General features: G+C 64.4%; 28 protein-coding genes, 1 tRNA gene and 1 pseudogene. 11 read left to right on the forward strand and 19 right to left on the reverse strand.

The genetic code is table 11. From position 1 onward, the window contains the following. Together V8U06_RS28355 and V8U06_RS28360 are read right to left on the reverse strand one after the other, a co-directional pair. Nucleotides 1-213, reverse strand: a 213-nt coding sequence (locus V8U06_RS28355) for an alcohol dehydrogenase catalytic domain-containing protein (protein WP_427141711.1), incomplete at its 3' end; no start/stop codon positions are given. A gap of 82 nt (nucleotides 214-295) precedes the next feature. After that, nucleotides 296-700, reverse strand: coding sequence for a helix-turn-helix domain-containing protein (locus V8U06_RS28360; protein ID WP_226918927.1), 405 nt, complete (start codon nucleotides 698-700; stop codon nucleotides 296-298). A 155-nt stretch (nucleotides 701-855) separates the two neighbouring features. Between V8U06_RS28360 and V8U06_RS28365 the strand changes: the two genes are divergently transcribed. Next, nucleotides 856-1,803, forward strand: a complete 948-nt coding sequence (locus V8U06_RS28365) for a DMT family transporter (RefSeq protein ID WP_427143531.1) — start codon at nucleotides 856-858, stop codon at nucleotides 1,801-1,803. 7 nt (nucleotides 1,804-1,810) lie between these two features. Here the strand turns inward: V8U06_RS28365 and lipB are convergent, their stop codons facing one another. Further along, on the reverse strand, nucleotides 1,811-2,557 hold the full coding sequence (gene lipB / locus V8U06_RS28370; protein WP_226918929.1) for a lipoyl(octanoyl) transferase LipB: 747 nt from the start codon (nucleotides 2,555-2,557) through the stop codon (nucleotides 1,811-1,813). Between the two features lie 195 nt (nucleotides 2,558-2,752). Here lipB and V8U06_RS28375 point away from each other — a divergent pair. Beyond that, nucleotides 2,753-2,837: transfer RNA gene (locus V8U06_RS28375), tRNA-Leu, on the forward strand. A gap of 192 nt (nucleotides 2,838-3,029) precedes the next feature. Here V8U06_RS28375 and V8U06_RS28380 read toward each other — a convergent pair. Continuing rightward, nucleotides 3,030-3,239, reverse strand: a complete 210-nt coding sequence (locus tag V8U06_RS28380) for a hypothetical protein (protein WP_427143532.1) — start codon at nucleotides 3,237-3,239, stop codon at nucleotides 3,030-3,032. A gap of 144 nt (nucleotides 3,240-3,383) precedes the next feature. Here V8U06_RS28380 and V8U06_RS28385 point away from each other — a divergent pair, with 144 nt between their 5' ends. Together V8U06_RS28385 and V8U06_RS28390 are read left to right on the forward strand one after the other, a co-directional pair. Further along, on the forward strand, nucleotides 3,384-3,659 hold the full coding sequence (locus V8U06_RS28385) for a hypothetical protein (protein WP_427143533.1): 276 nt from the start codon (nucleotides 3,384-3,386) through the stop codon (nucleotides 3,657-3,659). A 17-nt stretch (nucleotides 3,660-3,676) separates the two neighbouring features. Further along, a complete protein-coding gene (locus V8U06_RS28390) occupies nucleotides 3,677-3,880 on the forward strand; it encodes a hypothetical protein (protein WP_226919030.1) in 204 nt (67 codons plus the stop codon). A 67-nt stretch (nucleotides 3,881-3,947) separates the two neighbouring features. Here V8U06_RS28390 and V8U06_RS28395 read toward each other — a convergent pair whose 3' ends face one another. Both V8U06_RS28395 and V8U06_RS28400 read right to left on the reverse strand, forming a co-directional pair. After that, a complete protein-coding gene (locus tag V8U06_RS28395; protein WP_427143534.1) occupies nucleotides 3,948-4,181 on the reverse strand; it encodes a DUF2171 domain-containing protein in 234 nt (77 codons plus the stop codon). A gap of 71 nt (nucleotides 4,182-4,252) precedes the next feature. Continuing rightward, nucleotides 4,253-4,747, reverse strand: coding sequence for a peptide deformylase (locus V8U06_RS28400; protein WP_427143535.1), 495 nt, complete (start codon nucleotides 4,745-4,747; stop codon nucleotides 4,253-4,255). A gap of 299 nt (nucleotides 4,748-5,046) precedes the next feature. On the opposite strand from V8U06_RS28400, the gene mgtE reads away from it, so the two are divergent. Both mgtE and V8U06_RS28410 read left to right on the forward strand, forming a co-directional pair. Next, nucleotides 5,047-6,477 (forward strand): magnesium transporter, encoded by a 1,431-nt coding sequence (gene mgtE / locus V8U06_RS28405; protein ID WP_226919033.1) that lies wholly within the window; start codon nucleotides 5,047-5,049, stop codon nucleotides 6,475-6,477. Nucleotides 6,478-6,541: 64 nt separating this feature from the next. Further along, entirely contained in the window at nucleotides 6,542-6,928 is a 387-nt protein-coding gene (locus V8U06_RS28410) for a MerR family transcriptional regulator (RefSeq protein WP_226919034.1), read from the forward strand. Nucleotides 6,929-6,979: 51 nt separating this feature from the next. Here the strand turns inward: V8U06_RS28410 and V8U06_RS28415 are convergent, their stop codons facing one another. The 3 genes from V8U06_RS28415 to V8U06_RS28425 form a co-directional block, all read right to left on the reverse strand. Beyond that, nucleotides 6,980-7,453, reverse strand: a complete 474-nt coding sequence (locus V8U06_RS28415; RefSeq protein WP_226919035.1) for a methyltransferase family protein — start codon at nucleotides 7,451-7,453, stop codon at nucleotides 6,980-6,982. A gap of 4 nt (nucleotides 7,454-7,457) precedes the next feature. After that, nucleotides 7,458-8,477, reverse strand: coding sequence for a DUF1624 domain-containing protein (locus tag V8U06_RS28420; RefSeq protein WP_427143536.1), 1,020 nt, complete (start codon nucleotides 8,475-8,477; stop codon nucleotides 7,458-7,460). A gap of 95 nt (nucleotides 8,478-8,572) precedes the next feature. After that, nucleotides 8,573-9,262 carry a DUF599 domain-containing protein gene (locus V8U06_RS28425; protein ID WP_226919037.1) on the reverse strand — a complete coding sequence of 230 codons (690 nt, stop codon included), beginning with the start codon at nucleotides 9,260-9,262 and terminating at the stop codon, nucleotides 8,573-8,575. Nucleotides 9,263-9,845: 583 nt separating this feature from the next. Here V8U06_RS28425 and V8U06_RS28430 point away from each other — a divergent pair. From V8U06_RS28430 to V8U06_RS28440, 3 genes are all read left to right on the forward strand, one after another. Next, nucleotides 9,846-11,246, forward strand: a complete 1,401-nt coding sequence (locus V8U06_RS28430; RefSeq protein ID WP_427143537.1) for an L-serine ammonia-lyase — start codon at nucleotides 9,846-9,848, stop codon at nucleotides 11,244-11,246. A 76-nt stretch (nucleotides 11,247-11,322) separates the two neighbouring features. Next, the gene (locus V8U06_RS28435; RefSeq protein ID WP_427143538.1) at nucleotides 11,323-11,760 is read left to right on the forward strand and encodes a DUF1489 family protein; all 438 of its coding nucleotides are present in this window, start codon (nucleotides 11,323-11,325) and stop codon (nucleotides 11,758-11,760) included. Nucleotides 11,761-11,853: 93 nt separating this feature from the next. Next, nucleotides 11,854-12,888, forward strand: a complete 1,035-nt coding sequence (locus tag V8U06_RS28440) for an alpha/beta hydrolase family protein (protein WP_427143539.1) — start codon at nucleotides 11,854-11,856, stop codon at nucleotides 12,886-12,888. Here V8U06_RS28440 and V8U06_RS28445 read toward each other — a convergent pair. From V8U06_RS28445 to V8U06_RS28475, 7 genes are all read right to left on the reverse strand, one after another. Continuing rightward, nucleotides 12,875-13,912: a helix-turn-helix domain-containing protein gene (locus tag V8U06_RS28445; protein ID WP_427143540.1), complete on the reverse strand. Its 1,038-nt coding sequence runs from the start codon at nucleotides 13,910-13,912 to the stop codon at nucleotides 12,875-12,877. The two genes, V8U06_RS28440 and V8U06_RS28445, sit on opposite strands and share 14 nt — an antisense overlap. Nucleotides 13,913-13,978: 66 nt before the next feature. Beyond that, entirely contained in the window at nucleotides 13,979-14,239 is a 261-nt protein-coding gene (locus V8U06_RS28450) for a hypothetical protein (RefSeq protein ID WP_427143547.1), read from the reverse strand. A 165-nt stretch (nucleotides 14,240-14,404) separates the two neighbouring features. After that, nucleotides 14,405-15,856, reverse strand: coding sequence for an SPOR domain-containing protein (locus tag V8U06_RS28455; RefSeq protein ID WP_427143541.1), 1,452 nt, complete (start codon nucleotides 15,854-15,856; stop codon nucleotides 14,405-14,407). Between the two features lie 120 nt (nucleotides 15,857-15,976). After that, nucleotides 15,977-16,738: a hypothetical protein gene (locus tag V8U06_RS28460; protein WP_427143542.1), complete on the reverse strand. Its 762-nt coding sequence runs from the start codon at nucleotides 16,736-16,738 to the stop codon at nucleotides 15,977-15,979. A gap of 232 nt (nucleotides 16,739-16,970) precedes the next feature. Beyond that, nucleotides 16,971-17,570 (reverse strand): transglutaminase-like cysteine peptidase, encoded by a 600-nt coding sequence (locus V8U06_RS28465; protein ID WP_427143543.1) that lies wholly within the window; start codon nucleotides 17,568-17,570, stop codon nucleotides 16,971-16,973. A 475-nt stretch (nucleotides 17,571-18,045) separates the two neighbouring features. Then, nucleotides 18,046-18,660 (reverse strand): PilZ domain-containing protein, encoded by a 615-nt coding sequence (locus V8U06_RS28470; protein WP_427143544.1) that lies wholly within the window; start codon nucleotides 18,658-18,660, stop codon nucleotides 18,046-18,048. 189 nt (nucleotides 18,661-18,849) lie between these two features. Beyond that, complete coding sequence (locus V8U06_RS28475; protein ID WP_427143545.1) at nucleotides 18,850-19,494, reverse strand: PAS domain-containing protein; 645 nt, start codon at nucleotides 19,492-19,494, stop codon at nucleotides 18,850-18,852. A gap of 294 nt (nucleotides 19,495-19,788) precedes the next feature. Between V8U06_RS28475 and V8U06_RS28480 the strand changes: the two genes are divergently transcribed. Next, nucleotides 19,789-20,529, forward strand: a complete 741-nt coding sequence (locus V8U06_RS28480; RefSeq protein ID WP_427143548.1) for a rhomboid family intramembrane serine protease — start codon at nucleotides 19,789-19,791, stop codon at nucleotides 20,527-20,529. Between the two features lie 184 nt (nucleotides 20,530-20,713). Beyond that, the gene (locus V8U06_RS28485; RefSeq protein ID WP_226919048.1) at nucleotides 20,714-21,142 is read left to right on the forward strand and encodes a CBS domain-containing protein; all 429 of its coding nucleotides are present in this window, start codon (nucleotides 20,714-20,716) and stop codon (nucleotides 21,140-21,142) included. 120 nt (nucleotides 21,143-21,262) lie between these two features. Here the strand turns inward: V8U06_RS28485 and V8U06_RS28490 are convergent, their stop codons facing one another. The 3 genes and pseudogenes from V8U06_RS28490 to V8U06_RS28500 form a co-directional block, all read right to left on the reverse strand. Next, a complete protein-coding gene (locus V8U06_RS28490) occupies nucleotides 21,263-22,225 on the reverse strand; it encodes a patatin-like phospholipase family protein (protein WP_427143546.1) in 963 nt (320 codons plus the stop codon). 364 nt (nucleotides 22,226-22,589) lie between these two features. After that, a complete protein-coding gene (gene hisI, locus V8U06_RS28495; RefSeq protein ID WP_226919050.1) occupies nucleotides 22,590-23,042 on the reverse strand; it encodes a phosphoribosyl-AMP cyclohydrolase in 453 nt (150 codons plus the stop codon). Between the two features lie 35 nt (nucleotides 23,043-23,077). Then, a pseudogene (locus V8U06_RS28500) lies at nucleotides 23,078-23,183 on the reverse strand (GTP cyclohydrolase I FolE); the annotation flags it as partial.

Genomic DNA, 23,183 nt, shown 5'->3' on the forward strand with positions numbered 1-23,183 from the left:
GACATCGACGACAATGCCCGCGCCCTCATGGCCGAGGATGGCCGGGAAGAGGCCTTCCGGGTCGGCGCCAGACAGCGTGAAATCGTCCGTGTGGCAGATGCCGGTCGCCTTGACCTCGACCAGCACCTCGCCGGCGCGCGGGCCTTCCAGCTGCACGGTCATGATTTCAAGCGGCTTTCCAGCCTGAACGGCTACGGCGGCGCGTACGTCCATGTTCGGTCTCCTTATGCGGATTCTCTGTCGGGCAGACCATTGCAGAGCCGGCCCGGGGTCTCAAGTGCGGTGGTTGGAAAATTCAGTCCCGATCCTTGCCGATCAGCTGGGCGATTTCAGCCTCCAGCGCGGCGATCGCCTTGCCGGTCTGGTCGTGCAACTGGCGGATTTCCCGAAGCTGGCGCAGCAGCGGGTGCAGATGTTCGTCGCCGGCCGGATCCGCCGGGGCTTCGCCGATGCCGGCGATCAGCCAGGAGGGGGAGACGGAGAGCACGCCGGCCAGGATGAAGAGCGCCTTGGTGTCGGGTTCGGCGTGGTCGCGTTCCCAGCCGCCGACCGTCGGCTCCGGCAGGCCGAGCCGGGCGGCGAGATCCTGCAGGGACAGGCCGAGCGCGTCGCGCGCCCGCCAGATGCGCCCGCCGAGCGTGTCGCCATCGGCGCGGCCGGAAGGAAAGGGGATGGTGTTGCCTTCACCGGGAAAGGTCATCACGGCCTCCATTGTCTATGGCCGGAGCATATAGCCAAGCCGGGCGCCTCTTCTACCTCAAATGCGCCGCTTCGCGCCGCCCCGCGCAATGGCAGGATTTCCGGCATTGCCAGCGGGGTGAAAAGGGCTATTGAGGGGCGAACGAGGAGACCGCCATGACCGCGACGACCAGCACCCCGGACCCGCAGGGCAGCACGATGCAGGGTGTCGCCTTGATGGCCGTCGCCATGCTGCTTCTGCCCTGCATGGATGCCATCGCCAAATACATGGCGACCTTTGCCGGCATGTCGCCGGGGCAGGTGACGTTCTACCGTTTCTTCTTCCAGATCGTCTGCACGATCCCGCTGATCTTCACCGCCGCCGGCAGCGCGACGCTGAGGCCGAAGCGCCCGTGGATGAACCTTCTGCGCGGCGCGATCCACGGCGCGGCGAGCCTGCTGTTCTTCGCGGCGGTGAAATACATGCCGCTCGCCGATGTCTTCGCCATCTATTTCGTCGAGCCGTTCATCCTCACGGCCATGTCGGCCGCCTTCCTCGGCGACAAGGTCGGCTGGCGGCGCTGGCTTGCCATCGTCGTCGGCTTCGGCGGCGCGCTCATCGTCATCCAGCCGAGCTTCATCCTGTTCGGCTGGACGGCCCTTCTGCCGGTCGCATGCGCCTTCCTCTATTCCGTCTATCTCTTCATGAACCGCGCCATCGGCGATGCCGATTCGCCGCTGACCATGCAGACGATCGCCGGTTTCGGCGGCACGCTCTTCATGGGCGCCGCGCTCTTCCTCGGCGATTCGGCCGGTATCGCCGATTTCGCGCCGTCCCTGCCGCCCTCGCTCTTCACGCTGGTGCTGCTTCTGGTTCTCGGCGCGCTCTCGGGTTACGCCCACATGCTCGTCGTGCGCGCCTTCCGCATGGCGCCGCTGTCGCTGCTCGCGCCGTTCCAGTATTTCGAGATCATCTCGGCGACCGTGCTCGGCTACGCGATCTTCGGCGACTTCCCGACGCCTTCGAAATGGCTCGGCATCGCCATCATCGTCGCCTCCGGCCTCTTCATCATCTGGCGTGAACAGAAGAGCCGCAGGGTCAAGGCGGACGCGGCCTTCGAATAGGCCGCTTTCAGGCCTGCTTCAGGCTTTCGGTCGGACAGTCCGTTTCGGAAACCGTCGGGCCGAAGACCTTCTCGAAGGAATCGCGGATGCGCACGTCCACGTCGCTCATCATGACGGGAAGGCCGAGATCGACGAGGCTTGTGACGCCATAGCCGCGGATGCCGCAGGGCACGATGCCGGAGAAATGCTCCAGGTCGGGATCCACATTGAGCGAGAAGCCGTGGAAGCTCACCCAGCGGCGCAGGCGGATGCCGATGGCGGCGATCTTGTCCTCGGCGGGCGAGCCGTCGGGCAGCGGCGGACGCTCCGGCCGGCGCACCCAGACGCCCACACGATCCTCGCGCCGTTCGCCGCGCACGTTCATGGAATCGAGCGCGTCGATCACCACGGCCTCCAGCGCCGCCACGAAGGCGCGCACGTCCTGCCGGCGGCGTTTCAGGTCGAGCATGGCATAGACCACGCGCTGGCCGGGACCATGATAGGTGTATTCGCCGCCACGGCCTGTGGAAAACACCGGGAAGCGATCCGGCGCCACGAGGTCACCGGGCTCGGCGCTGGTGCCGGCCGTATAGAGCGGGGGATGTTCGACGAGCCAGACGAGCTCGTCGGCCTCGCCGCGGGCGATGGCGGCAGCCTCGTTTTCCATGGTTTCGACGGCCGTTTCATAGGGCACGAGGTCGCGCGCGACGCGCCAGCGCACCGGCGGCGAGCCGGGAAGGGCGAGGAGGGATGTGGAAATGTCCTGACGCTGCATGATGGCCGTCCTTTTCATTCCGTTGTGCCAGATATAGGGGCGATCATGCAAGGATTTCAGGGGTTTCCGGGACTTTGCGAAGGGCCTGTTGAAATTGTTTCGCTTTCCGTCATTTTTCTTGTCACACGGCCTTGTGCGCCCGGAATCCTTTTGCTACATGCACCTCCGTCGCCGCAAGACGACGCCTACCACGATGCGGTCGTGGCGGAATTGGTAGACGCGCAGCGTTGAGGTCGCTGTGGGGCAACCCGTGGAAGTTCGAGTCTTCTCGACCGCACCAAAAAGAACCCGGCCTAGTGCCGGGTTCTTTTGTTTTCAGGCCCTTGTTGTGTCAGGTGTACCAGAGGCGGGAGCAAGTATCGGACCATTCCCTTGCTCCATCGCGCCGAGGGCAAGCGCCCATATGCCGACACGGCGACATGTGCACCCGAGACATCCCGAACGACCTTAAAGAGGCCGCCCTACAAGGCAGTCATGGCTTGCCGTCCATCGGAGCGGGTGTCGCGTCCTTCGGCCGGATCGCATGGGCGATGCAGAAAAGCACATAGAGATCCTCGACGCCGTGGGGCGAGGCCGATTGATCGGCCGCGAAACTGCTGAGGTCCTTGTAGATGGCCGAGCCCTCGCGGCATCGCCAGCCGTGCCGGGCCCGGAAATAGTCGATGAAGCGATCGGGCGTCATCCCCGCTCCTTGTCCAAATTACCGTATCAGGGGATAGGCTAGCCGAAACAGCCGTGATTCTCTCCCCGTCATATCCGGTGGGTTTGCGCCCCGTCTCGCCTATTCAAGAATGGAGAAACGGTCTCCACAGAGGATGCAGGAGCAATGGCTACGTCTTTGAAGGATCTTCTCGCGGTGCTCTACGAAGCCGGAGCGGAAGACGTGCCGGCCGATGAAACCGGCTGGACGTCCGACATGACGCCCGCGCTGGTCACGGCGATCAACATGGGCTACGTCCGCTATCGCGACCGGGACGATGTGCGATATTTCTCTCTCACGAAGGTGGGATATGACGCCATCGGCATCGCGCCGCCAGACCATTCTCCGTGGGGCCTGATCAGGGCGTGGTTCAGCGGTCTGCTCGGACGGCAGGGGTCTTGAAGGAGAAAGGGTCTCGCATGCGTCGTCTTCTTATTCCCCTCTGTGCGCTGCTCGCGCTTTCGTCCTGCATGCCCCGCATTCCCGAGGCGGTGCTGGACGCCGGCTGGTGCCGGGACATGGAGGCGGCGAAGGCCGATGCGGATGAACGCGGACGGCGCAACCTGACGCTGGCGATGAAGAAGCATGACTGTGCGGCGAAACTTGCCGCTGCCGCCGGATAGGGCTTCACCGGCCTGCCAAAGGAAACCCGCCTTTCGGCGGGTCCCTTCTCCGGCGTGGAACCGGTCGTCAGTTCATCGACGACCATTCCCGCTTCACGTCTTCCGCGTTCTTGTTGAGATGGACATGGGCGTCGACATGGTCGACCCAGTCGAGCGGGATGAGGTGGTGGCGGCCGTCTTCGGAATCGCTGCGGGTGAGCTTGATCCGGCTGTCGCCTTCCATATGGTCCACCGTGCCGACATGGCTGCCATCGGCGCCCCTGACTTCCATATGTTCGCGAATCTGGTTTGCTCCGACCATCGGTCTTCTCCTTCTTTCGAGGTTGGATAGATCGAAAACGCCGAAGCCCCCGCGTGGTTCCCTCTGTCGCTCTATTCGCCCATCTTGCGGAATTTCTTGACGATTCGCTCGCGCTTCAGCCGCGACAGGCGGTCGATCCAGAAGACGCCGTCGAGCTGATCGATCTCGTGCTGCAGGCAGACGGCGAGAAGGCCGTCCGCCTCCTCGGTGTGCGGCGCGCCGGCAAGATCCTGATAGGCAAGGCGGATACGGGCGGGGCGCTCCACCTCGTCCGTCACGCCGGGCATGGAGACGCTGCCTTCCACGTGACGCTGCAGCTCCGGCGAGGACCACTCGATCCGCGGGTTCACGTAGATGCGCTGCGAGGCCGGCCCGTCGAGTTCGAGCACCGTCAGCCGCTCGAGAATGCCGACATGGGCGGCGGTGATGCCGATGCCGGGCGCGGCGCGCAGCGTCAGGGCAAGGTCGGCGGCGAGCGTGGCGAGGCGCTGGTCGAAGGTTTCGACCGGCTTGCAGGGCGCACGCAGGCGCGGATCGGGATAGCGGACGAGGGGAAGGATCGCCATGAGGGCTCCAGGCATCGGTTGAATCGCCTCTTCCTAGCCCGTTTGCGGCGGGCGGAAAATGGCGGCGGTTTCCGGTGCCGGACGAATCATGCGTTTTGCATGAAATTGCAACAGCTTGCGAAATTCTTGCGTCAGGCCGGCTTTTGCCGCTTTCGGCGATGGACCGGCTCGGCGCTTTGCTTTAGCACGGGGAAAGCGGCGCCCTCGGAGAGGGGCGCTGCGTCCAACCCTGCAAGCAATCCCTGTCGTTCCAGCTCCGACGCGCCGGGCCGGACGAACCCGGTACAAGGAGCGGCCCGATGGAAGACACCGGCGACGACGACCGTATCCATCAGGGGCAGGCAGAACACAGTACCTTCGACGGTGAGGACATCTATGCCGAGGACGGTTCGATCCGCTCGGACTTCCTCATGTATGTCGGCGCCGCCATCGCCGACCGCGACCTCCTGTTCCTGCGCCGGCATGTCGCGCGGCTGCACGAATCGGAAATGGGCGACCTTCTCGAGGCGATCCAGCCCGAACAGCGCCGCCAGCTTGTCTCGCTGCTCGGCGCGGATTTCGACCTTGCGGCGCTGACCGAGGTCGACGAGGCGATCCGCCTCGACATCGTCGAGCACCTGCCGAACGAGCAGATCGCCGCCGCCATCGGCGAGATGGATTCGGACGATGCCGTCTACATCCTGGAAGACCTCGACCAGGAGGACCAGGAGGAAATCCTCTCCAAGCTGCCCTTCACCGAGCGCATTCGTCTGCGCCGGTCGCTGGACTATCCGGAAAGCACGGCCGGCCGCCGCATGCAGACCGAATTCGTCGCCGTGCCGCCGTTCTGGACGATCGGCCAGACCATCGACTACCTGCGCGAGGACGCCGACCTGCCGGAAAGCTTCTCGCAGATCTTCGTCATCGACCCGACCTTCCGCCTGCTCGGCGCCATCGATCTCGACCGTATCCTGCGCACGCCGCGCGGCATCAAGACCGAAGCGATCATGCAGGAGACGAACCATCCGATTCCGGCCGAGATGGACCAGGAAGAGGCCGCGCAGCTCTTCGAGCAATACGACCTTCTCTCCGCCGCCGTCGTCGACGAGAACGGCCGGCTCGTCGGGGTTCTCACCATCGATGACGTGGTCGACGTCATCCAGGAAGAAGCCGAGGAAGACCTGATGCGCCTCGGCGGCGTGGGCGACGAAGAGCTGTCGGACACCGTGATCGCCACCTCCCGTTCGCGCGCGCCCTGGCTGCTCGTCAATCTCCTGACAGCCTTCATCGCGGCTTCGGTGATTTCGCTTTTCGAGGGCACGATCGAGCAGATCGTGGCGCTCGCCATCCTCATGCCGGCGGTGGCGGGCATGGGCGGCAATGCCGGTTCGCAGACGATGACCGTGACGGTGCGCGCGCTTGCGACCCGGGACCTCGATATTCACAACGCCTGGCGCGTCGTGCGGCGCGAGGCGGGCGTCGGCCTGCTGCATGGCGTCGCCTTCGGCATCCTGATCGGCTGCGTGGCGGGTTTGTGGTTCCACGATATCAACATCGGCGGCGTCATCGCGGTCGCCATGCTGATCAACATGTGCGCGGCGGCGCTGGCCGGCATCATGATCCCCATGCTGCTCGACCGGGCAGGGGCGGACCCGGCGGTTTCCTCCAGCGTCTTCGTGACGGCCGTCACCGATATCGTCGGCTTTTTCGCCTTCCTCGGCCTTGCGACCTGGTGGTTTGCCATTCGGTGAGCGGAAAAATTGACTTATACGTAAAAGTCAATAGAATGCGGCTCCAGAGAAGATCGGAGCAGGCGTGGACAAGTTTTATACCATAACCGAGCTGACGCGCGAATTCGGGGTTTCCACCCGCACCTTGCGCTTCTACGAGGATGAGGGGCTCATCAATCCCGAGCGCCGTGGCCGCACGCGTCTTTTCCGTCCCGCGGACCGTCGCCTGATCCAGGAAATCCTGCGCGGCCGGCGCATCGGCTTCACCATCGCCGAGATTCGCGAGATCATCAAAGTCTACAAGGATCCGCCGGGCGAAGTCGGTCAACTGGAAATGCTGATGACCAAGGTCAGCGAAAAGCGCGACGAGTTGCGCCAGAAGCGGCGCGACATCGAGGAGACGCTGGCCGAGCTCGACAATGTCGAGGAAGCCTGCCTGACGCGTCTTGCCGAAATCGGCGTCGGTACCTGACGACCGGGCGAAGCCCGACCCCTGTTCCGCTCCGTTGTCAAATCGCGCTGGTCAGATCCAGCGCGACGTTCCGTTGCAATACCGTTCGAAATCGATGCCGAAGCGTGCGAGCAGGTGCAATTCCTCGCGCTTGATCGCCACGATGCTGGTGACGGCGGCGGCGAAAATGGCCGTGACGATGCACCAGGGATTGAGCATGGCAAGGCCGATGCCGGCGGTCGTCAGCGTATAGCCGAGATAGATCGGGTTGCGCGTGAAGCGATAGGGACCCGACGTCACCAGATGGGTGGAACAGCGGTTCGGCAGGATCGTCGTGTGACAGTCGAGCAGCGTGCGCATCGCCCAGACATCCAGAACGATGGCCAGCACCACCAGCCCGCCGCCGGCGGCGCGGGCGATCCAGATATTCGTGTCCGCGACCGCGAGTGGAAAATACGCCTGCAGCAGGAAGGCCGCCGCTATGGCCGCGCCGTAGATCAGCGGCGGCCAGGGGAAGGCGAGAGGCTTCCTGCGATAGGCATTCATGATCCTACTCCTTGGGGGCAATCCCCGCTTCGGCATCCGCCGTGCATTGCATCGACAGCGTTGCGATGCGTTGGTCCGTGGCGACGTCGATCGCGCCGCGGTTCAGGTCTGCGAAAAGGTTCTGCTTCACCAGCGCATCGAGCGTGCAGCCGCAGAAGCTCTGGCAGAAGCCGGCATCCCGCTCGCCCTGGCATGCGCGCATGCAGCTCTTCGTGTAGCTGACCGCCGGATCCGCCGCCGGAGCGGGAAACACCAGCGAAAAGCCGTAGACGAGCGCGATGAGCACCGGCTGGTGGACAAGGTAGATGGCGAGACTGTGGCGGCCGGCCGCCTCCAGCAGGCTTTTCCACCGGCTTTTCGTGGCGTTGCCGAAGCCGGCGAGCCGTTCGGGCAGGGCGCTCGCAACGAAGAGGCGGGCAAGCGCGATGCCGAGCAGCACCGGCGCGATCCAGGGCAGCAGCGGTACATAGTCGTTCGAGCGCGGCACCTCGACGGAAAGTCCGACCCACCAGAGGGCGGGATGGTCGAAGACCGGCGCACGCAGATAGAGCGGCGCGGCGACGGCGGCTGCGGCGGCCGCGAGCGTGAGGACGACCGGCAGGCGCAGGAAGAGAAGGCCGACCAGGCTTGCGGCGGCAATCGCGTGCAGGATGCCGAAGAAGATGAAGGTCTGCGGAAAGGCGAACCAGGTGGCGAGCGTGATGGCGCCGGCGGCCAGCGCGAGCTTGCCGAGGCGGATGAAGAAGGGCCGCGGGCGGAAGCCCCGCTGATGGCCGAGGACCAGGCTGAAACCGACGAGGAACAGGAAGCTGCCGGCAATGAGCCGGGCGAAGATGCGCCAGCCGCCGGTCGTCGCCGTTTCGGGGTCGATATAGCCGAAGAAGCCGAGGTCCCAGGTGAAGTGATAGATCGCCATGGCGATCAGCGCGACGCCGCGGGCCTGGTCGATGAGCGGAATGCGCGGCAGGCGGCGCGGTGTCGCGCTCTCTCCTGCCACATTGCCGTCAATCACCGTCGTCGTCATGGTTCGGGGTCGCCGCATAGCTTGGGTCCATGGGAGAATGTCACGCCAAGCTTGCGCCGGGCGGATGGCCGAAAGGTGGCCGTCGGGAAGGGATGTCAGTCGAGGTTTTCGAGCACGGCGAGGCGCGCTTCGGAATAGAACTGCCGGCGCACGAGCACGACGATGATGCCCACGGTCGTCACCATGAAGAGATAGGGGCTGACGAACCAGCCGAGATAACCGATCGACAGGAAGATGGCGCGCAGGCCCTTGTTGAAGTGCTTTGCGGCGAGGATGTTCATGCGGATGACCTTGTCGGCGGCAAGATCCGCGCCGGCCGGGTCCTTGTGGATGTCGCCGCTCATCGGCATCGCGCCGAGCAGGATGGTGCAGTAGTTGAAGAGCCGGTAGGACCAGCCGAACTTGAAGAAGGCGTAGCCGAAGATGATGGCAAGGCCGCCGACCTTCAGCTCGAAACCGGCGCGGCTGCCGCGGAAGACCTCCGGCAGGTCGTTGAAGATCGCAAAGACCTGCTCCGTCGCGCCGAGCAGGGCAAAGCAGCTGCCGAGCGCCAGCAGCGAGGTGGAGGCGAAGAAGGCGGTGCCGTTCTGCAGGCCGGCCATGATCTGCGTGTCGATCATGCGCAGGTCCCGGTGCATGGCGTTGCGGATCCACACCGCACGCTGCGAGCTCATCGCTCGCGTGAGGCTGACGCGGTCGAACAGGCGCGCCCGGTCGGTGATCCAGGAATACGCGATCCACAGGACGACGAAGACGGCGAGGGCGGTAAGATCCGGGGTGCTCATGGCGCAGCGTTGTGCCACGGATGGCGCATTTTGCAAGCGCCTTGGGGCTGCGCCGCCCGGTCCGTTCAGACCTTGGGCGAAAAGACGGCGCGGCCTGCTTCGTCTCCCGAAGCGTCCGGCACCCGCAACTGTCTGATTTTGCGACAGGTCATGCGCTGGGCGCGGGGCTCCTATGACTTTGATGCCTTGGTTTCGCCATTTTTCGCGATTGCGGTTTCGTAAATTCTTCATTAAACAGGCTCCACGCGGCGCCGATATCGGCTGCGGCAACGATCTCTTCCATCGGGGAAATCATGGAAAGCACTGTTCAGAAATCCTGCTGGGGTGTCACCGCCCGTGCAGTCCTCGGTTTTGGCGCCGTTCTGGTCATCGCCTATCTCTTCGGCGGCATCTGAAAACATCGGCCCACCGTTCCTACATTAACAGCGCGCCCCTCCCAGGCGCGCTGTTTTTGTTTTAAGGCTCAATGGAGGGGATGTCGCGCTTGTAAAACCCGATGTCGGGAGATCGCCATGGGCGCGCGGCATGATAACGTAGCTTCAAGGGTCAAAGCGCCTGCCGAGGCAAGGGAGAAGTCCGGGCAATGTTTCTTTCGGTTTTCGATGTTTTCAAGATTGGTATCGGGCCGTCGAGCTCCCACACCATGGGGCCGATGTCGGCGGCGAACCGCTTTCTGGACCTGATTCTCTCCGATGACTGGCCGCGTCCTTCCGGCGCGCATGTCACCGCCATCCGCATGAGCCTGCACGGTTCGCTCGCCTATACCGGCGTCGGCCACGGCTCCGACCGCGCGGTCATTCTCGGCCTGATGGGCGAGCGGCCCGATTCGGTCGATCCGGACCGCATGGATGCGATCGTCGGCGAGGTCGAGCGCACCGGCCGCATCACGCCACCGGGCCATCCGGGCTATGCCTTCCAGCCGAAGACCGATCTCGTTTTCGACAAGAAGAACCCGCTGCCCGGCCATGCCAACGGCATGACCTTCACCGCCTACGATCGCGACGACCGGCTGCTCCTGAAGCGCATCTACTATTCCGTCGGCGGCGGCTTCGTCGTCACGGACACGGAGCTGGAGCAGATGCGCGCCAGCAAGGCCAAGCCCGCCGGCACGAAGGTGCCGTTCCCCTTCGCTTCCGCGAAACAGATGCTCGAGATGGCGGAGCGCTCCGGCATGACGATCGCGCAGATGAAGCGCGCGAACGAGGAAGCCGCCATGTCGCGCGAGGAGCTGAATACCGGCCTCGACCGCATCTGGGAGGCGATGAAGAGCTGTATCGACCGCGGCCTGAAGAACGAAGGCATCATGCCGGGCGGCCTGAAGGTGCGCCGTCGTGCTCGTTCCATTCATGACAAGCTGCAGGAGGAATGGCGCTCCAACAAGGCGAACCCGCTGCTCGCCAATGACTGGCTCTCCGTCTATGCCATGGCCGTCAACGAGGAGAATGCCGCCGGTGGCCGCGTCGTGACGTCGCCGACCAACGGGGCGGCCGGCGTCGTGCCCGCCACCATCCGCTACTACCTGCATTTCCATGAGGATGCGGACCAGGACGGCATCCGCGACTACCTGCTGACCGCTGCCGCCGTCGGCGGCATCATCAAGCACAATGCCTCGATCTCTGGCGCCGAGGTCGGCTGTCAGGGCGAGGTGGGGTCCGCCTCCGCCATGGCCGCCGCCGGTCTTGCCGCCGTGATGGGCGGGTCGCCGGAACAGGTGGAGAATGCCGCGGAAATCGCGCTGGAGCACCATCTCGGCATGACCTGCGACCCCATTGCCGGTCTCGTGCAGGTGCCCTGCATCGAGCGCAACGCGCTTGGCGCGGTGAAGGCGGTGACGGCGGCCTCGCTCGCCATCAAGGGCGACGGCAAGCATTTCGTGCCGCTCGACGCCTGCATCGAGACGATGCGCCAGACGGGCGTCGATATGAACGAGAAGTACAAGGAAACCTCCACCGGCGGCCTCGCCGTCAACGTGGTGGAGTGCTGAGCCCATTTCCCCGCATCCCTGTGGGTGCGACGCGGCGGCCTCTTGACCCGGCCGCCGCAAGGGCGTTCAAAGGGGCATGGCCCTTCATCTCATCAAACTCTGTGTCGGCGCGGACTCGATCGATGATCTGCGCGAATGGGTGTCCGAACGCTCGCTGATCGCGATCGCCGCGGGCATGGAACCGCATTCCAGCCACATCACCCGCATGGTCCCGAAGCGGGATCAGGAACTGCTCGACGGCGGCTCGCTCTACTGGGTGATCAAGGGCCAGGTGCAGGCGCGCCAGCCGCTGCTCGGCCTCAAGACCTTCACCGATGTCGACGGCATTTCCCGCTGCGAGCTCATGCTCGGCCCGGAAGTCATCGAAACCGAGTTCCAGCCCCGCCGCGCCTTCCAGGGCTGGCGCTACCTGACGGAAGAGGACGCTCCGCGCGACCTCAAGAACATGGGCGACGGCACGGCCGACCTGCCGCTGGACCTGCGCCGGGAACTCGCCGAACTCGGCCTTCTCTGAAAAGGGCAAGGCCGGGGTCCTGAATCGCGTTTCAGGTCTCGCCGCCTTCTTCCTTGCCGCATTCCGGTCTCGTTCATCAACACGAGGCCCTTCATGTTCAAACCGCTTTTCACCGCCGCCGTGCTTCTTGCCGGCTTCACCATGCCCGCCCATGCCGATGCCGTCGGCGTCCGTGACGTCGCGATCGCCGGCTCCGGAGACGGCCGCGCCCTGTCCGCCGTCGTCTGGTACCCGACCGCCGACAACGGCACGCCCGAAATCGTCGGCGAGAATCCCGCCTTTGTCGGCCTGCCGGCGCTTCGCGGCGCATCGCCGGGTGACGGGGCGCATCCGCTCGTCGTGCTGTCCCATGGCTATGGTGGAAGCTGGCGCAATCTGAGCTGGCTTGCCAATGCGCTCGCCGCGCAAGGATACGTCGTTGCGGCCACGGATCATCCGGGCACGACGACCTTCGACCGCAGCCCGGTGGAGGCGGCGAAACTCTGGGAGCGCCCGCGTGACCTCATCCGGCTGATCGACGCCCTCTTCGCCGACAGGGACCTTGGGGCCCGCATCGACCACAAGCGGGTCGCCGCCATCGGCCATTCGCTCGGGGGATGGACGGTAGCGGCGCTTGCCGGCGCCCGGGTCGATACCGCGCGTTTCGCCGAGGATTGCAAGGAAAAGCACAGCCCGCGGGCCTGCGCGCTTTCCCATGAACTCGGACTGGACAGCGTCGGCGAGGCGCGGACGCGGCTGGAAGGCGATCTCGCCGACCCGCGCATCGGGGCCGTCGTCTCGCTCGATCTCGGCCTTGCCCGGGGCTTCTCGCCGGAAAGCCTTACTGCGGTCCACACGCCGATGCTGATCTTCGCCGCCGGCATCGATGTCGGCGGCCTGCCGGGCGATCTGGAATCGGGTTATCTCGCGGCGGGATTGCCGATGGCGATGCGGGACTATGTCGTCATCCCCGATGCCATGCATTTCAGCTTCATGCAGATGTGCAAGCCCGGCGCGGTCGAGATGATCGAGACGCGTTCGCCGGGCGACGGCGTCGTCTGCAAGGACGGCGGCACGCGGGGGCGGGCGGCCATTCATGCGGAGGTCGTCGACCGTGTCGCCACTTTCCTCGGCGCTACCCTGCCGTAGCGGCGCGGCGAAAATCGCTGGGGCTGCGGCCGGTCAGGCGCAGGAACTCGCGGTTGAAGTTCGACTTGGTCTGGAAACCCGCTTCGAACATCACCGTCGTGACCGGCATGTCCGTCTCCGCCAGCAGGCGCTTCGCCGCTTCGATGCGGTAGCTGTTGACGAGCTGCGAGACGTTCTGTCCCTCCAGACGATTGACGGCGCCGGAGATCTGGCGGGCCGGGATGCCGGCCCGCCGCGCGATCCGGTTCAAGGTGAGGTCGGGGTCGCGGAACAATTGCCTTTCCCGCATGAGCCGGCCGACCGTTTCGAGCACCCGCGCATCCGCCTCGGCCGAAACATCCGGCCTTGCGCTTTCTGTGGCGAGGGTTTCGGTGGCTGCGATGTCGCCGGTGCTGTCGGCCGGCATGCTGCGGCCGACGACGGCCACCGCATAGGCCAGGACCGGCAGGACGAAGAGATTGCCGAGCGTCACGATCGTCTCGGCATGTATGCCCCGGTAGAGGTCGAAATCGATCGCGATGAGGAGGTCGACGATGGCGGAGCTGACGAGGAGGGCGCCGGCGGCAAGCGTCGCCTTCTGCACCCCGGCGGCATCGCTCAGCCGGGCCGCTTCAAAACCGTCGGGTCCGGCGTAGGCGAGCCGCAACAGGGCGGCGCCGTAGCCGAGGTAGAGAAGCGCGAGCAGCAGGTCGACCGGAGAGCGCCAGACCGGCCAGAGGGCAGACAGGATGAGGATGAGCGCGACGGGCAGGAAATGCAGCCAGCGTGCCGCGCCTTGTCCCTTTCGCCCTGCCGCAAAGCACAACCAGGCGATCGGCGGCACGGCGGAGGCAAGGACAGGCTGGAGGAAGCGCACGAAGCGCCAGTCGAAGGTCCAGCGTGCGCCGACGGCGACCGCGAGGATCGTGCACGCCGCGACAAAGCCTATGGCCGGTCTCAGGGCGGGTTCGCGCAGCAGCGCAAGCCTCAGGAGGAGTACGGCGAGCAGCAGCGCGATGACGAAGGGAAGGGGTATGGCCGGCATGCGCCATGCACAGCAGATGCCGCGGCACTTTGCAAGGCCGACGCCGGCTGGCCCGGCGGGTGACGGTCAGCGCAGGCGCAGACGGACCGCGTGGCGGCGTTCGCTGACGCCGACATGGAGATGGATCCCGACGGCCGGCTGGCCCGAACGCCAGGCCCTGGCGCCATGGGCGAGCAGCATGCCGACGAGATCCTTCGTCCTGTTGCGCGAACGGCCGAGCCCGATATCCGCGATCCGCATTGCCGCTTCGTGCAGCGGATGGAGCGTGCCCTTCAGCGACTTGCGCTTCTCGGGTTGGACATCGAACAGGTTCTCGTTCATCGCCATGATCTGCCTCGTACGCATTACCCAATCGAGGATGGCAGAGCCGTTTGAAGGGCTTGCCGGCCTTCCCCCGCGGCCTCCGGTACGCAATACCTCACCGGTGGCCGTTGCGGGTGCAAGGCGGTAGTTCAGGGGGCGCGCCGCTGACGGCGTGACCCTATGTCGGTGTTACTGTTGGCTGGCCCAGCAGGCGAAGCCCTTGCGCTTCAGCACCTTGCAGGCGGCCGACGCGCGGTCCTGGTTGTCGAAGCCGCCGAAACGGGCGCGGAAGAGCTGTTCGCTGCCGCTGCTGACCGCCACGGTGAAGGGCTTTGCGCTGGAGAGCGCCTTGCCGCCCTGGTCCTGTGCCTTGGAAAGCAGCTTCTGGGCCTGGTCGCGGTCCGGCGTGGCGCCGATCTGGATGACCCAGCCCGAGGGCGTGGTTTCGGAGACGGCCGAGGTCGTCAGCTTGTCGAGATCGGCGTTGGTGTCGCCCTGTTCCGTCAGGTCGGCCGGGGGAACGACGGCGTCGCGCTGGATCTTCAGCGTGGCGGCGAGGGCGCGCTTGCCGACGACTTCCGAGCCTTCGTCCGCCGTTGCGGCATAGGCCGTCTCGATGCGGCTTTCGTTATAACGGTAGGACGGGACCGGGCCGTTTTCCGGCAGGTCGAAGCTGCTGCCGCCGACCGAAGCGGTCACGGCCTGCGTTGCGACTTCTGCGGTCAGGGTCGGTGCATCCTTGGTTTCGGCGATCAGGTCGCCACCGCCGCGGCGCGAGGCCTTCGGCATATAGGCGGCGATGAGCTTGCGCATCTGCTGGTCGCGGGCCGCACCCGAACGGCCACCCATGACGACGCCGACGACGCTGCGGCCATCGGCCATGGCCGAGGTCACGAGGTTGTAGCCGGAAGCGCGGGTATAGCCGGTCTTGATGCCGTCGACGCCGCGCACGCTGCCGAGCAGACGGTTGTGACCGTTGATAACCTGCTTGCCGAAGCGGAAGCTGCGGGTGGAGAAGTAGGAATAGTACTGCGGGAAGTGCTGGCGCAGCGCGATGCCGAGACGGGCCTGATCGCGCGCCGTCGTCACCTGCGCGGTGTTCGGAAGGCCGTTGGCGTTGCGGTAGACGGTGCGCGTCATGCCGAGCGCACGGGCCTTCTGCGTCATGATGCGGGCAAAGCGCTCTTCCGAGCCGCCGAGGAATTCGGCCAGCGCCGTGGAGGCGTCGTTCGCAGAGCGGGTGATGAGGCCGAGGATCGCCTGTTCGACCGTGATGGACCGGCCGGCGCCGACGCCAAGCTTGGTCGGCGGCTCGGACGAGGCGTTCTTCGAGAAGGGTACGCGCGAATCGAGACTGATCTTGCGGGCTTCCAGCGCCTCGAAGGTCAGATACAGCGTCATCATCTTGGTGAGCGACGCCGGATAACGCAGTTCGTCCGCATCCTCGCTGTAAAGCACCTTGCCGGTCTTGGCGTCGATGACGATGCCGGCATATTTCGGGGCGGCGGCGGCCGGGCTTGCGAAAGCAACGGTGGCGACCATCCCGACCATCACCAGACCTTTCGCCGCATTGGCAATCGCCTGGCAGGAGCGGGGGAGGAAATTACGGAATACGGTAGGGAACACTACGTTACTCTTCATTCTCGGATTGCACATGTCGATCAGGCGCGACCTGCCGGAGCGACCGTTTCAGGCACAATATCGTCACAGCGTTACCAATCGGTTTATGATGAATCATTGGTTTCTGAGATTGGCGGTGTTTTATCGGCTGCGGGCGGCGGACGATGCGACGCCGTTTTCGATGAAGGACCGGCCGAGATAGTCACGCACGCGCGTCTCCATGGCCTGCCACTGCGGCAAAAGTCTGCTCGAAAAGCGGTAGAGGACGGAAAGATCGCGGCCGATGTGGATGTCGCGCTGGCAATCCGCGCTGGTCGATTGCGATTCGTCCGCCGGCATCATGCAGCGCACCGCATAGTCCGAGCCGTCCTGCAGGATGCCGGTGAAGAAGACTTCCTCGCCATAGCCGGAATTCGCCTTGATGCGCTGCAGGGTGAGGCCCGCAGGGCCGGGTTCCGGCCGGTCGTCGAAGAGATGGCTGTAGATCGGCTCCAGCCGGCCGGACATGTCCCGGGACATGGTGCTTTGCGAAAGATTGAGGAAAATCAGGCTGTCGGGCCGGCTCGCATCGTTGAAGCGCAGACGTTCCGCATTGGAATAGCCCTGCATTTCCGGCCAGGTGAAATAGAGATCGACCCGCTCGGCGCGGCCCGTCTGGCGCTGTTCGGCAAAGCGGATCGTGTTGGCGGGCAGGCGGATCTGGTCCTGGCCGATGACGATGTCGAGGGCTTCCGTGCTTTCCGTGTGGCCGGCAAGGGCGATGCGTTCGCCGAGCAGGCGGCCGGCGACGGAGATCGCCACGGTGAGGCTGGCGAGAACGGCGACGCCCACGGTCAGGCGCGTCAGCAGGCGGCTGGAGAGAAGCGGGGCGTGATCGTCGTTGCCGGTCGTTGCCGCAGCCATCGTGCCCTCGGTGTCCGTTGTGGAATATGTTGGCGAGGGTCTGCGAACATGGTTAATTTTTGATTGAAATCGGCCTTTGCGCGGGGCTCAAAAAGAAAGCGGCCGGTTCCGGGACAGGAGAACCGGCCGCAGGGCCATGGTCGGGGACGGGGATTGGGGGACTGACCGGGCCCATTTTCGCGCCCGGCGCTTTCGCCGGGCAATCTCGTCTGTTGGCGCGAGGCGCCGCTGATTACTTGACGCTACCGACAGCTTCGGCGCGACCGTCCTGCAGCTTCACCCACTTGCCGGCATTGGCGGAGGACTGGCGCTTCAGGAAGCGGTATTCGGTTTCGGACCAGAGCAGGACCTTGTTGCGCATGTTGTCGAGCACGAAGTCGCCGCGGTCGGTGCGCACGGTCAGCACCGCATGGCCGTCGCCGTTCGGCTGGAGCACGACCGTGATCAGGAGGTTGGACGGCGAAATCCCGGCTTCGATCAGGCGCTTGCGCTTGATGAGCACGTAGTCTTCGCAATCGGCCGCCGTGTCGGGATAGGTCCACTGCTCCTCGACGCCGTAGATCTCCATGTCGGTCATCGGCACGTATTGGGTGTTGGCCTCGTAGTTGACGTTGAGGATCGTCTTCCAGTTTTCCTGCGTCAGCGTCAGCGGGCCGGTGTCCTTGCCGTTGGAGCCGCATTCGTCGCTGTACTGCTTGCAGAATTCATAATGGCCGATGGGCTGGTTGGTCGCGCCCGCCAGCGGAATGTTCGCCGGAAGCGCAAGGGCGGCCTGCGCCGCAACCAGAGAAAAGAGGAATGCAAACGTCCCTGTCTTGATCGTTTTTGTCATTGTGTCGTCCCCGTTTGATGAGGTCACAATGACACGTATGTTTTGAGCTTACGCGAAGTCTCGAAGTATAACTTAGTTCAAATCAAGATCGCATAAGTATAAAACAAGAAGAAAATTCGACTATTGTTTTATCTGTATTTGAAGCGAATTTTATTAAAATTATAGCGGATTGACCTGCAGCGGCAGCGGCCCCGCCTGCGCGATGCCCTGTTCTTTCAAGGCTTTGGATGGTTACCATTCGGTTTTTGGCCGCGAGACGGCGCGTCTCGGCGCTGGTGCAGGCAGGGCAAGGGAGGGTGCGCGTGGTCGGCAAGTCTTGCCGCCGCGGCCCGACCCCTCGCATTTGCCGCTGAAATGCTGTCGGGGCGCTGAAAAAAAATTTGATTTTTTGTTGGCGCGCTGCACCGGTTTGAAACAGCAAAGGGCCCGACAGGGCCCTTTTGAAACGGATGCGATTTGTCTTCGTGCCGGAATGCTACAGGAAAGCGGTGAGTGCTTCCCGCGACTGGACCGAGGAGAACTCGATGGCGACGCCCTCCTGGAAGTGGCGGACGACGCGGCCCTTCATGTTGCCGAGCTGTACGGGCGTGCCGAGCGCCGGGCGCACGTCGATATCGACGGCGGCGCCGGACAGCGAAAGGTCGATGATGCGGCAGGGATAGCGCCGGCCGTCGTCGAGCATCAGGTCCGTGCGCGTGTTGCGTGGGGTGAGGCGGTCGTGGCGGCGGTCTTCCGGCAGGCCGAGTTCGTGCTTGTTGGCAATCCAGGTCAACTGCGCGGCAAGCTTCTCGCGCTTGCGGTCGGTGGCGTTCAGCTGGATAGCGAAGCCGCTGTCGGTGAGCAGCGCGACGGTGCCCTCGATGCGGCCGAGGTGATCGACATAGGCGATGATGCGTTCGCCCATCCGCGGGCGGGCGCTGCACGTAAAGCTCGCGTCGCCGGGCGACATGTCGAGCACAGTGCAATCATATTCGTCATGGCTTGCGAGCATCAGCCGCCCGGACAGATTCACGGTCACGCGCTGGAAGCTGCGCTGATCGGGCTGCTGCGGTTTGCGGGCGGCGGGCGATGCTTGCTGGAAAGAGTACATGAACGCGCGTGCCTGATGATCCTATCTCTTTCCAAGACTTAACCTTTCGGGGTTAACAGAAGGTTTGCCGGAAAGGGAAATGTCATCGCAATCAAGGATTTCGGCAACCTGTGGGCGTCTGCAGTTGCCTTGCTCGCCCTGCTTGCCGGTCTCATGTGACGATGCAGGTTTGCGCCGCCGCGCCTGCGCCTAGCGGCCGCGCGTTTCGCCGGGCTGCCGGCCGCCCTCGAAGATGCGCAGATGTAGCACCCGGCTCACCGTCTGGCCGAACCCCGGCGGCCGCACGGCCATGACCGAGGTCGGCATGGGGATCGACGGCCGCTGCCCGGCGGGTTCGCGCAGGCGATCCGGGTCGATCACCGACAGCGAGGCGAGCGTGGCATAGCGGAAGGCGGCAAGTGGCGGGCGCTGGCCGGGCAGGGGCGCGAAGGTGCCGATGATGCGATCCGCTGTCCGGCCCTTGGTGGCGAGCGGCAGCAGCAGGATTTCCGCTTCGGTCGTTTCCAGGACGCCATCGACGAGCTGCACGGCGAGGATGGCCGGGGTCGCCCTGGTCATGACGTTCTCCGCGATCTTCGCGATACGGCCGCGCTGGTCGGCGGCAAAGAGCGCATCGAAACCCGCGCCCTTCAATTCCAGTCCGAACTGCGCACAGAAGCGCGTGCCGGCAAGCCGGAAGCGCGGCGCATGCAGCCGGCCGCTTTCCAGAATGAAGACATCCGGCAGGATGGGAGCGATGTCGGCGGGTTCGATGGCGCTGCGCAGCGGCACCGCGCGCTCGCCGCGCTGGCGTGTCCAGTAATCGTAAAGTGCCGTCGCGGCTTTGGTCTGCATGCTCGTCTTCCATTCGCTTCTGTTCCGTTCCGGCACGAAAGGGCGGCCGGAAGGGGCATTCAGGAAGAGCGGTGCGAGTTTCGTGCCACTGCGATATTAAGGTTAACAAATGGTTTGCATTGCGCGTCGCGGCGGCTTGGGCAAACATCCGTCCATCCCTCCGCGAGGGAATGGTTTACTGCACATCGATTTCAGCCCCGGGGATTGGGGGCACCGGCCGTCAGCGAAAGCTGCACGGCCTTTCTTTTCTCTGTATAAGCGCGATTCTGTTTTCAGGAATTTGTGGTGACGGTCATGCGTAACGACGGCGTTGAGGTTGAAGGGGACGGGCTGGCGGCCCGCAAGCGGGAGCCGGCCTTCAACCTGCCGGGCAGTCTCGTTGCCATTCTCGGCCTGCTGACGCTGATCCATGCGGTGCGCACCTACATCCTGTCGGTCACCGCCGATGAATTCGTGCTGCTGCATTTCGCCTTCATTCCGGGGCGCTACAGCGTGCCCTTCGCGGAGCAGGATCTTGGCTGGCTGTGGAGCCCGGTCACCTATTCGCTGCTGCACGGCAGCTGGGAACATCTGATTTTCAACGCCTTCTGGATGGTCGCCTTCGGTGCGCCGGTCGTGCGGCGCATCGGTATCCTGCGCTTCTTTCTCTTCTGGTGTCTTTCCGCAGCGGCGGCCGTGGCGTTTCACACGGTGCTGCACTGGGGGGCGATGGTGCTCGTCGTCGGCGCGTCCGGCGTCGTTTCCGGCCTGATGGGCGCGGCCGCCCGTTTCGTCTTCTCGCCCAGCGGGCGCATCAGCCGCCAGTTCGCCCATCTCAACCGGCGCCTGACGATCGTGGAGGCGCTGTCCAACCGCTCCGTGCTGGTCTTTTCGGGCATCTGGTTCCTCACCAATTTCCTGATCGGCTTCGGCCAGATCTTCGGCTCGGTCGCCGGCGGGGCCATTGCCTGGGAAGCGCATATCGGCGGCTTCCTCTTCGGCTTCCTGTTCTTCCCGCTCTTCGACGTCGCAAGCGGCGAAAGCCGCCGGGATTAACGATAGTCCTTTAGCGGTCTTGCAATCGCCCCTTTCGTGGCGCACCATGATGGTGTTCCGGTTCGCACATGCCCACCGGAACACGGGACATCTCCGAGGAGGAAGCAGATGTCCCCGGTACAGGCAGGGCATCCCTGCGCGGGTGTCCCGCCTCTCAGCGTCATGATGCACACGGGAGGTACGCATGTATGTGAAGACGATACTGGACGAAAAAGGCCGCAACGTCGTAACCGGCGGCCCGCAGCTCACCGTCAGGCAGGCTGCCGTCTATCTGCATGAGAATCACATCGGCGCCATCGTCATCGTCGATCGCAACGACCGCATCGCGGGCATTGCGACCGAGCGGGACATCGTGGCCGCCGTGGCCCGCAACGGGGCCGAATGCATGGACAAGCCCATTTCCTCCATTATGTGGGGCAACGTCTATCGTTGTGAAGAAGACCAGGGCGTCAACGAACTCATGGAAATGATGAGCAAATTGCGCGCTCGCCACATTCCCGTGGAGAAAGACGGGCGTCTTGTCGGCATCGTTTCGATCGGCGACGTGGTGAAATCCCACATCCGCGCGATCCAGCATGAAGCCGACGCCATCAAGGCCTATATTTCCAGCTGATACTGGCAGCCGAACGGTTTCGGGCGGAACGATCCTCATCGTCCCGCCCGCCGTTTTGTCTGGTTTTCTTGACGCGTCATCATCCGATGCCGAAGCGATGCCGCTTCGGCTGGAAATGCCCTAGCGGGCCATGACGACCTCCTGCATGCGCTTGATCTCGAAAATCCGCGCCTTGGCTTCCAGATAGCCGCGATCGATCGATTCGCCCGCGCGGTGGAATTCCGACAGGCCGATATCCGACAGTTTGGGATGCAGCGAGAGATCCGGCGGGTCGCCGGCAAGGCGTGCGCGGGAAATGCGGTCCTGTATGATGTTGAAGGACTGCACCATCACGCCGGTGAGACCCAGCCGTGCGGCGCTGTTTTCCTGCTTCGGTTCCTCGATCTTCTGGGGGCTCGCGCTGTGCTTGATGACGGCGGAGCGGCCGTAGAGATCGTAGTTGAGGTTGACGGCGACGACCAGCGGCTCCTCATGGGCGCGGCAGACCGAGACCGGCACCGGATTGACGAGCGCGCCATCGACCAGCGTGCGGTTGTTGCACTTGATCGGCTCGAAGATACCCGGCAGCGCGTAGGAGGCCCGCAGTGCGGTGATCAGCGCGCCGCTGTTGATCCACACCTCGTGGCCGCTGTTGACCTCTGTCGCCACGGCAACGAAGGGGCGGTCGAGGTCCTCGATCGACAGGTGCTCCAGATGCTCCTGCATGCGCTTGGTCAGCCGCATGCCGCCGAAGAGGCCGGAGCCGCGGATGGTGAAATCGAGAAGGCTGGCGATGCGCCGCATGGTCAGGGAGCGGGCGAAACTTTCCAGCTCGTCCAGCTTGCCGGCGAGGTAGCAGCCGCCGACCAGCGCGCCGATGGAGGTGCCCGCGATCATGCCGATCTCGATGCCTTCCTCCTCCAGCGCCCTGAGGACGCCGATATGCGCCCAGCCGCGGGCAGCACCGCCGCCCAGCGCCAGCGCGATTTTCGGTTTGCGCGGCGGGGCCGGCGCGGGAATGTGCGACATGTCGTTCATGGAAGGTCCGCCCGGATCCGATGCATCCGCTGTTACGAGGCTACGATTGAAACTCCAGTTCAGCATTGCGGACCTCCGTTACGCAGAGGAATTCGCGGTACGGCAAACAGTTCCGCCGTCCGGGCGACCTCGGCAACACGATAGATGACAGGATAGGTACAGTGTGTGACACGGGGAACATTCAGGGCGAAATTCCACCCGGAAGGCTCTGCCGATGCGTCCCGTCGAAGCTGGAGGAGGGCGCTTGCCCTCGGGATCGTCGCCTCGGTGGAGGTGGCGTTGGAAACCGGCCGTGACGCATACGAGCGATGGTGTTCCATGTCCTGATCCGCATGGCGGGGATATGTGCCGCCATGCGAGGCATTAGGCGTTCCGACCCGTTGCCAAAGCGTGAATTCGTGCCGAAATGGCGCGCAAACCGTGCAGATGCTTAATTTTTGCTGTAGATCGCCGCCGGATCGAACTGCGGCTCGCCGCCGGTGATCGTCAGCACCGCGCCATCGGGGCCGTTGGAGACGGTACGATAAAAACACGAACGGCGGCCGGTGTGGCAGGTGGCGTCGTGACCGGCGACGGAGACCTTCAGCCACACGGCGTCCTGGTCGCAATCCGTCCTGAGTTCGACAACCGTCTGGAGATTGCCCGAGGTCTCGCCCTTCTTCCACAAGGCCTTGCGCGAACGGCTCCAGTAGTGGGCGATGCCGGTCTCGATAGTGAGCGCCAGCGACTGCGCGTTCATATGCGCGACCATCAGCAATTCTCCGTCCTTCGCATCGGTCACGACGGCGGTGACGAGGCCGTTTTCATCGAAACGGGGGGTGAAGGCCGGGCCTGTTTCCAGTTCGGCCTTGTCCTTGGAGGGGGCTTGGAAGGTGATCGGCATGGCGGTCGGCTCCGTCTGATGGAGCCGGCGTGCGCCTAGCTCCGGATCATCGTCATGAACCGGACCTGTTCGGTCGGTTCGGTCTTGAAGGCACCGGTAAAGGTGGTGGTGAGCGTTGTCGAGCCCTGTTTCTGGATGCCG

This window comes from Shinella sp. G-2 (genome assembly GCF_050172695.1).
GTDB lineage: Bacteria > Pseudomonadota > Alphaproteobacteria > Rhizobiales > Rhizobiaceae > Shinella.

Bases quoted from the DNA above. Each gene is read 5' to 3' on its own strand.
- V8U06_RS28360 (WP_226918927.1), bottom strand. From the start codon at position 700: ATGACCTTTCCCGGTGAAGGCAACACCATCCCCTTTCCTTCCGGCCGC.
- V8U06_RS28365 (WP_427143531.1), top strand. From the start codon at position 856: ATGACCGCGACGACCAGCACCCCGGACCCGCAGGGCAGCACGATGCAG.
- lipB (WP_226918929.1), bottom strand. From the start codon at position 2,557: ATGCAGCGTCAGGACATTTCCACATCCCTCCTCGCCCTTCCCGGCTCG.
- V8U06_RS28380 (WP_427143532.1), bottom strand. From the start codon at position 3,239: ATGACGCCCGATCGCTTCATCGACTATTTCCGGGCCCGGCACGGCTGG.
- V8U06_RS28385 (WP_427143533.1), top strand. From the start codon at position 3,384: ATGGCTACGTCTTTGAAGGATCTTCTCGCGGTGCTCTACGAAGCCGGA.
- V8U06_RS28390 (WP_226919030.1), top strand. From the start codon at position 3,677: ATGCGTCGTCTTCTTATTCCCCTCTGTGCGCTGCTCGCGCTTTCGTCC.
- V8U06_RS28395 (WP_427143534.1), bottom strand. From the start codon at position 4,181: ATGGTCGGAGCAAACCAGATTCGCGAACATATGGAAGTCAGGGGCGCC.
- V8U06_RS28400 (WP_427143535.1), bottom strand. From the start codon at position 4,747: ATGGCGATCCTTCCCCTCGTCCGCTATCCCGATCCGCGCCTGCGTGCG.
- mgtE (WP_226919033.1), top strand. From the start codon at position 5,047: ATGGAAGACACCGGCGACGACGACCGTATCCATCAGGGGCAGGCAGAA.
- V8U06_RS28415 (WP_226919035.1), bottom strand. From the start codon at position 7,453: ATGAATGCCTATCGCAGGAAGCCTCTCGCCTTCCCCTGGCCGCCGCTG.
- V8U06_RS28420 (WP_427143536.1), bottom strand. From the start codon at position 8,477: ATGACGACGACGGTGATTGACGGCAATGTGGCAGGAGAGAGCGCGACA.
- V8U06_RS28425 (WP_226919037.1), bottom strand. From the start codon at position 9,262: ATGAGCACCCCGGATCTTACCGCCCTCGCCGTCTTCGTCGTCCTGTGG.
- V8U06_RS28430 (WP_427143537.1), top strand. From the start codon at position 9,846: ATGTTTCTTTCGGTTTTCGATGTTTTCAAGATTGGTATCGGGCCGTCG.
- V8U06_RS28435 (WP_427143538.1), top strand. From the start codon at position 11,323: ATGGCCCTTCATCTCATCAAACTCTGTGTCGGCGCGGACTCGATCGAT.
- V8U06_RS28440 (WP_427143539.1), top strand. From the start codon at position 11,854: ATGTTCAAACCGCTTTTCACCGCCGCCGTGCTTCTTGCCGGCTTCACC.
- V8U06_RS28445 (WP_427143540.1), bottom strand. From the start codon at position 13,912: ATGCCGGCCATACCCCTTCCCTTCGTCATCGCGCTGCTGCTCGCCGTA.
- V8U06_RS28450 (WP_427143547.1), bottom strand. From the start codon at position 14,239: ATGGCGATGAACGAGAACCTGTTCGATGTCCAACCCGAGAAGCGCAAG.
- V8U06_RS28455 (WP_427143541.1), bottom strand. From the start codon at position 15,856: ATGAAGAGTAACGTAGTGTTCCCTACCGTATTCCGTAATTTCCTCCCC.
- V8U06_RS28460 (WP_427143542.1), bottom strand. From the start codon at position 16,738: ATGGCTGCGGCAACGACCGGCAACGACGATCACGCCCCGCTTCTCTCC.
- V8U06_RS28465 (WP_427143543.1), bottom strand. From the start codon at position 17,570: ATGACAAAAACGATCAAGACAGGGACGTTTGCATTCCTCTTTTCTCTG.
- V8U06_RS28470 (WP_427143544.1), bottom strand. From the start codon at position 18,660: ATGTACTCTTTCCAGCAAGCATCGCCCGCCGCCCGCAAACCGCAGCAG.
- V8U06_RS28475 (WP_427143545.1), bottom strand. From the start codon at position 19,494: ATGCAGACCAAAGCCGCGACGGCACTTTACGATTACTGGACACGCCAG.
- V8U06_RS28480 (WP_427143548.1), top strand. From the start codon at position 19,789: ATGCGTAACGACGGCGTTGAGGTTGAAGGGGACGGGCTGGCGGCCCGC.
- V8U06_RS28485 (WP_226919048.1), top strand. From the start codon at position 20,714: ATGTATGTGAAGACGATACTGGACGAAAAAGGCCGCAACGTCGTAACC.
- V8U06_RS28490 (WP_427143546.1), bottom strand. From the start codon at position 22,225: ATGCTGAACTGGAGTTTCAATCGTAGCCTCGTAACAGCGGATGCATCG.
- hisI (WP_226919050.1), bottom strand. From the start codon at position 23,042: ATGCCGATCACCTTCCAAGCCCCCTCCAAGGACAAGGCCGAACTGGAA.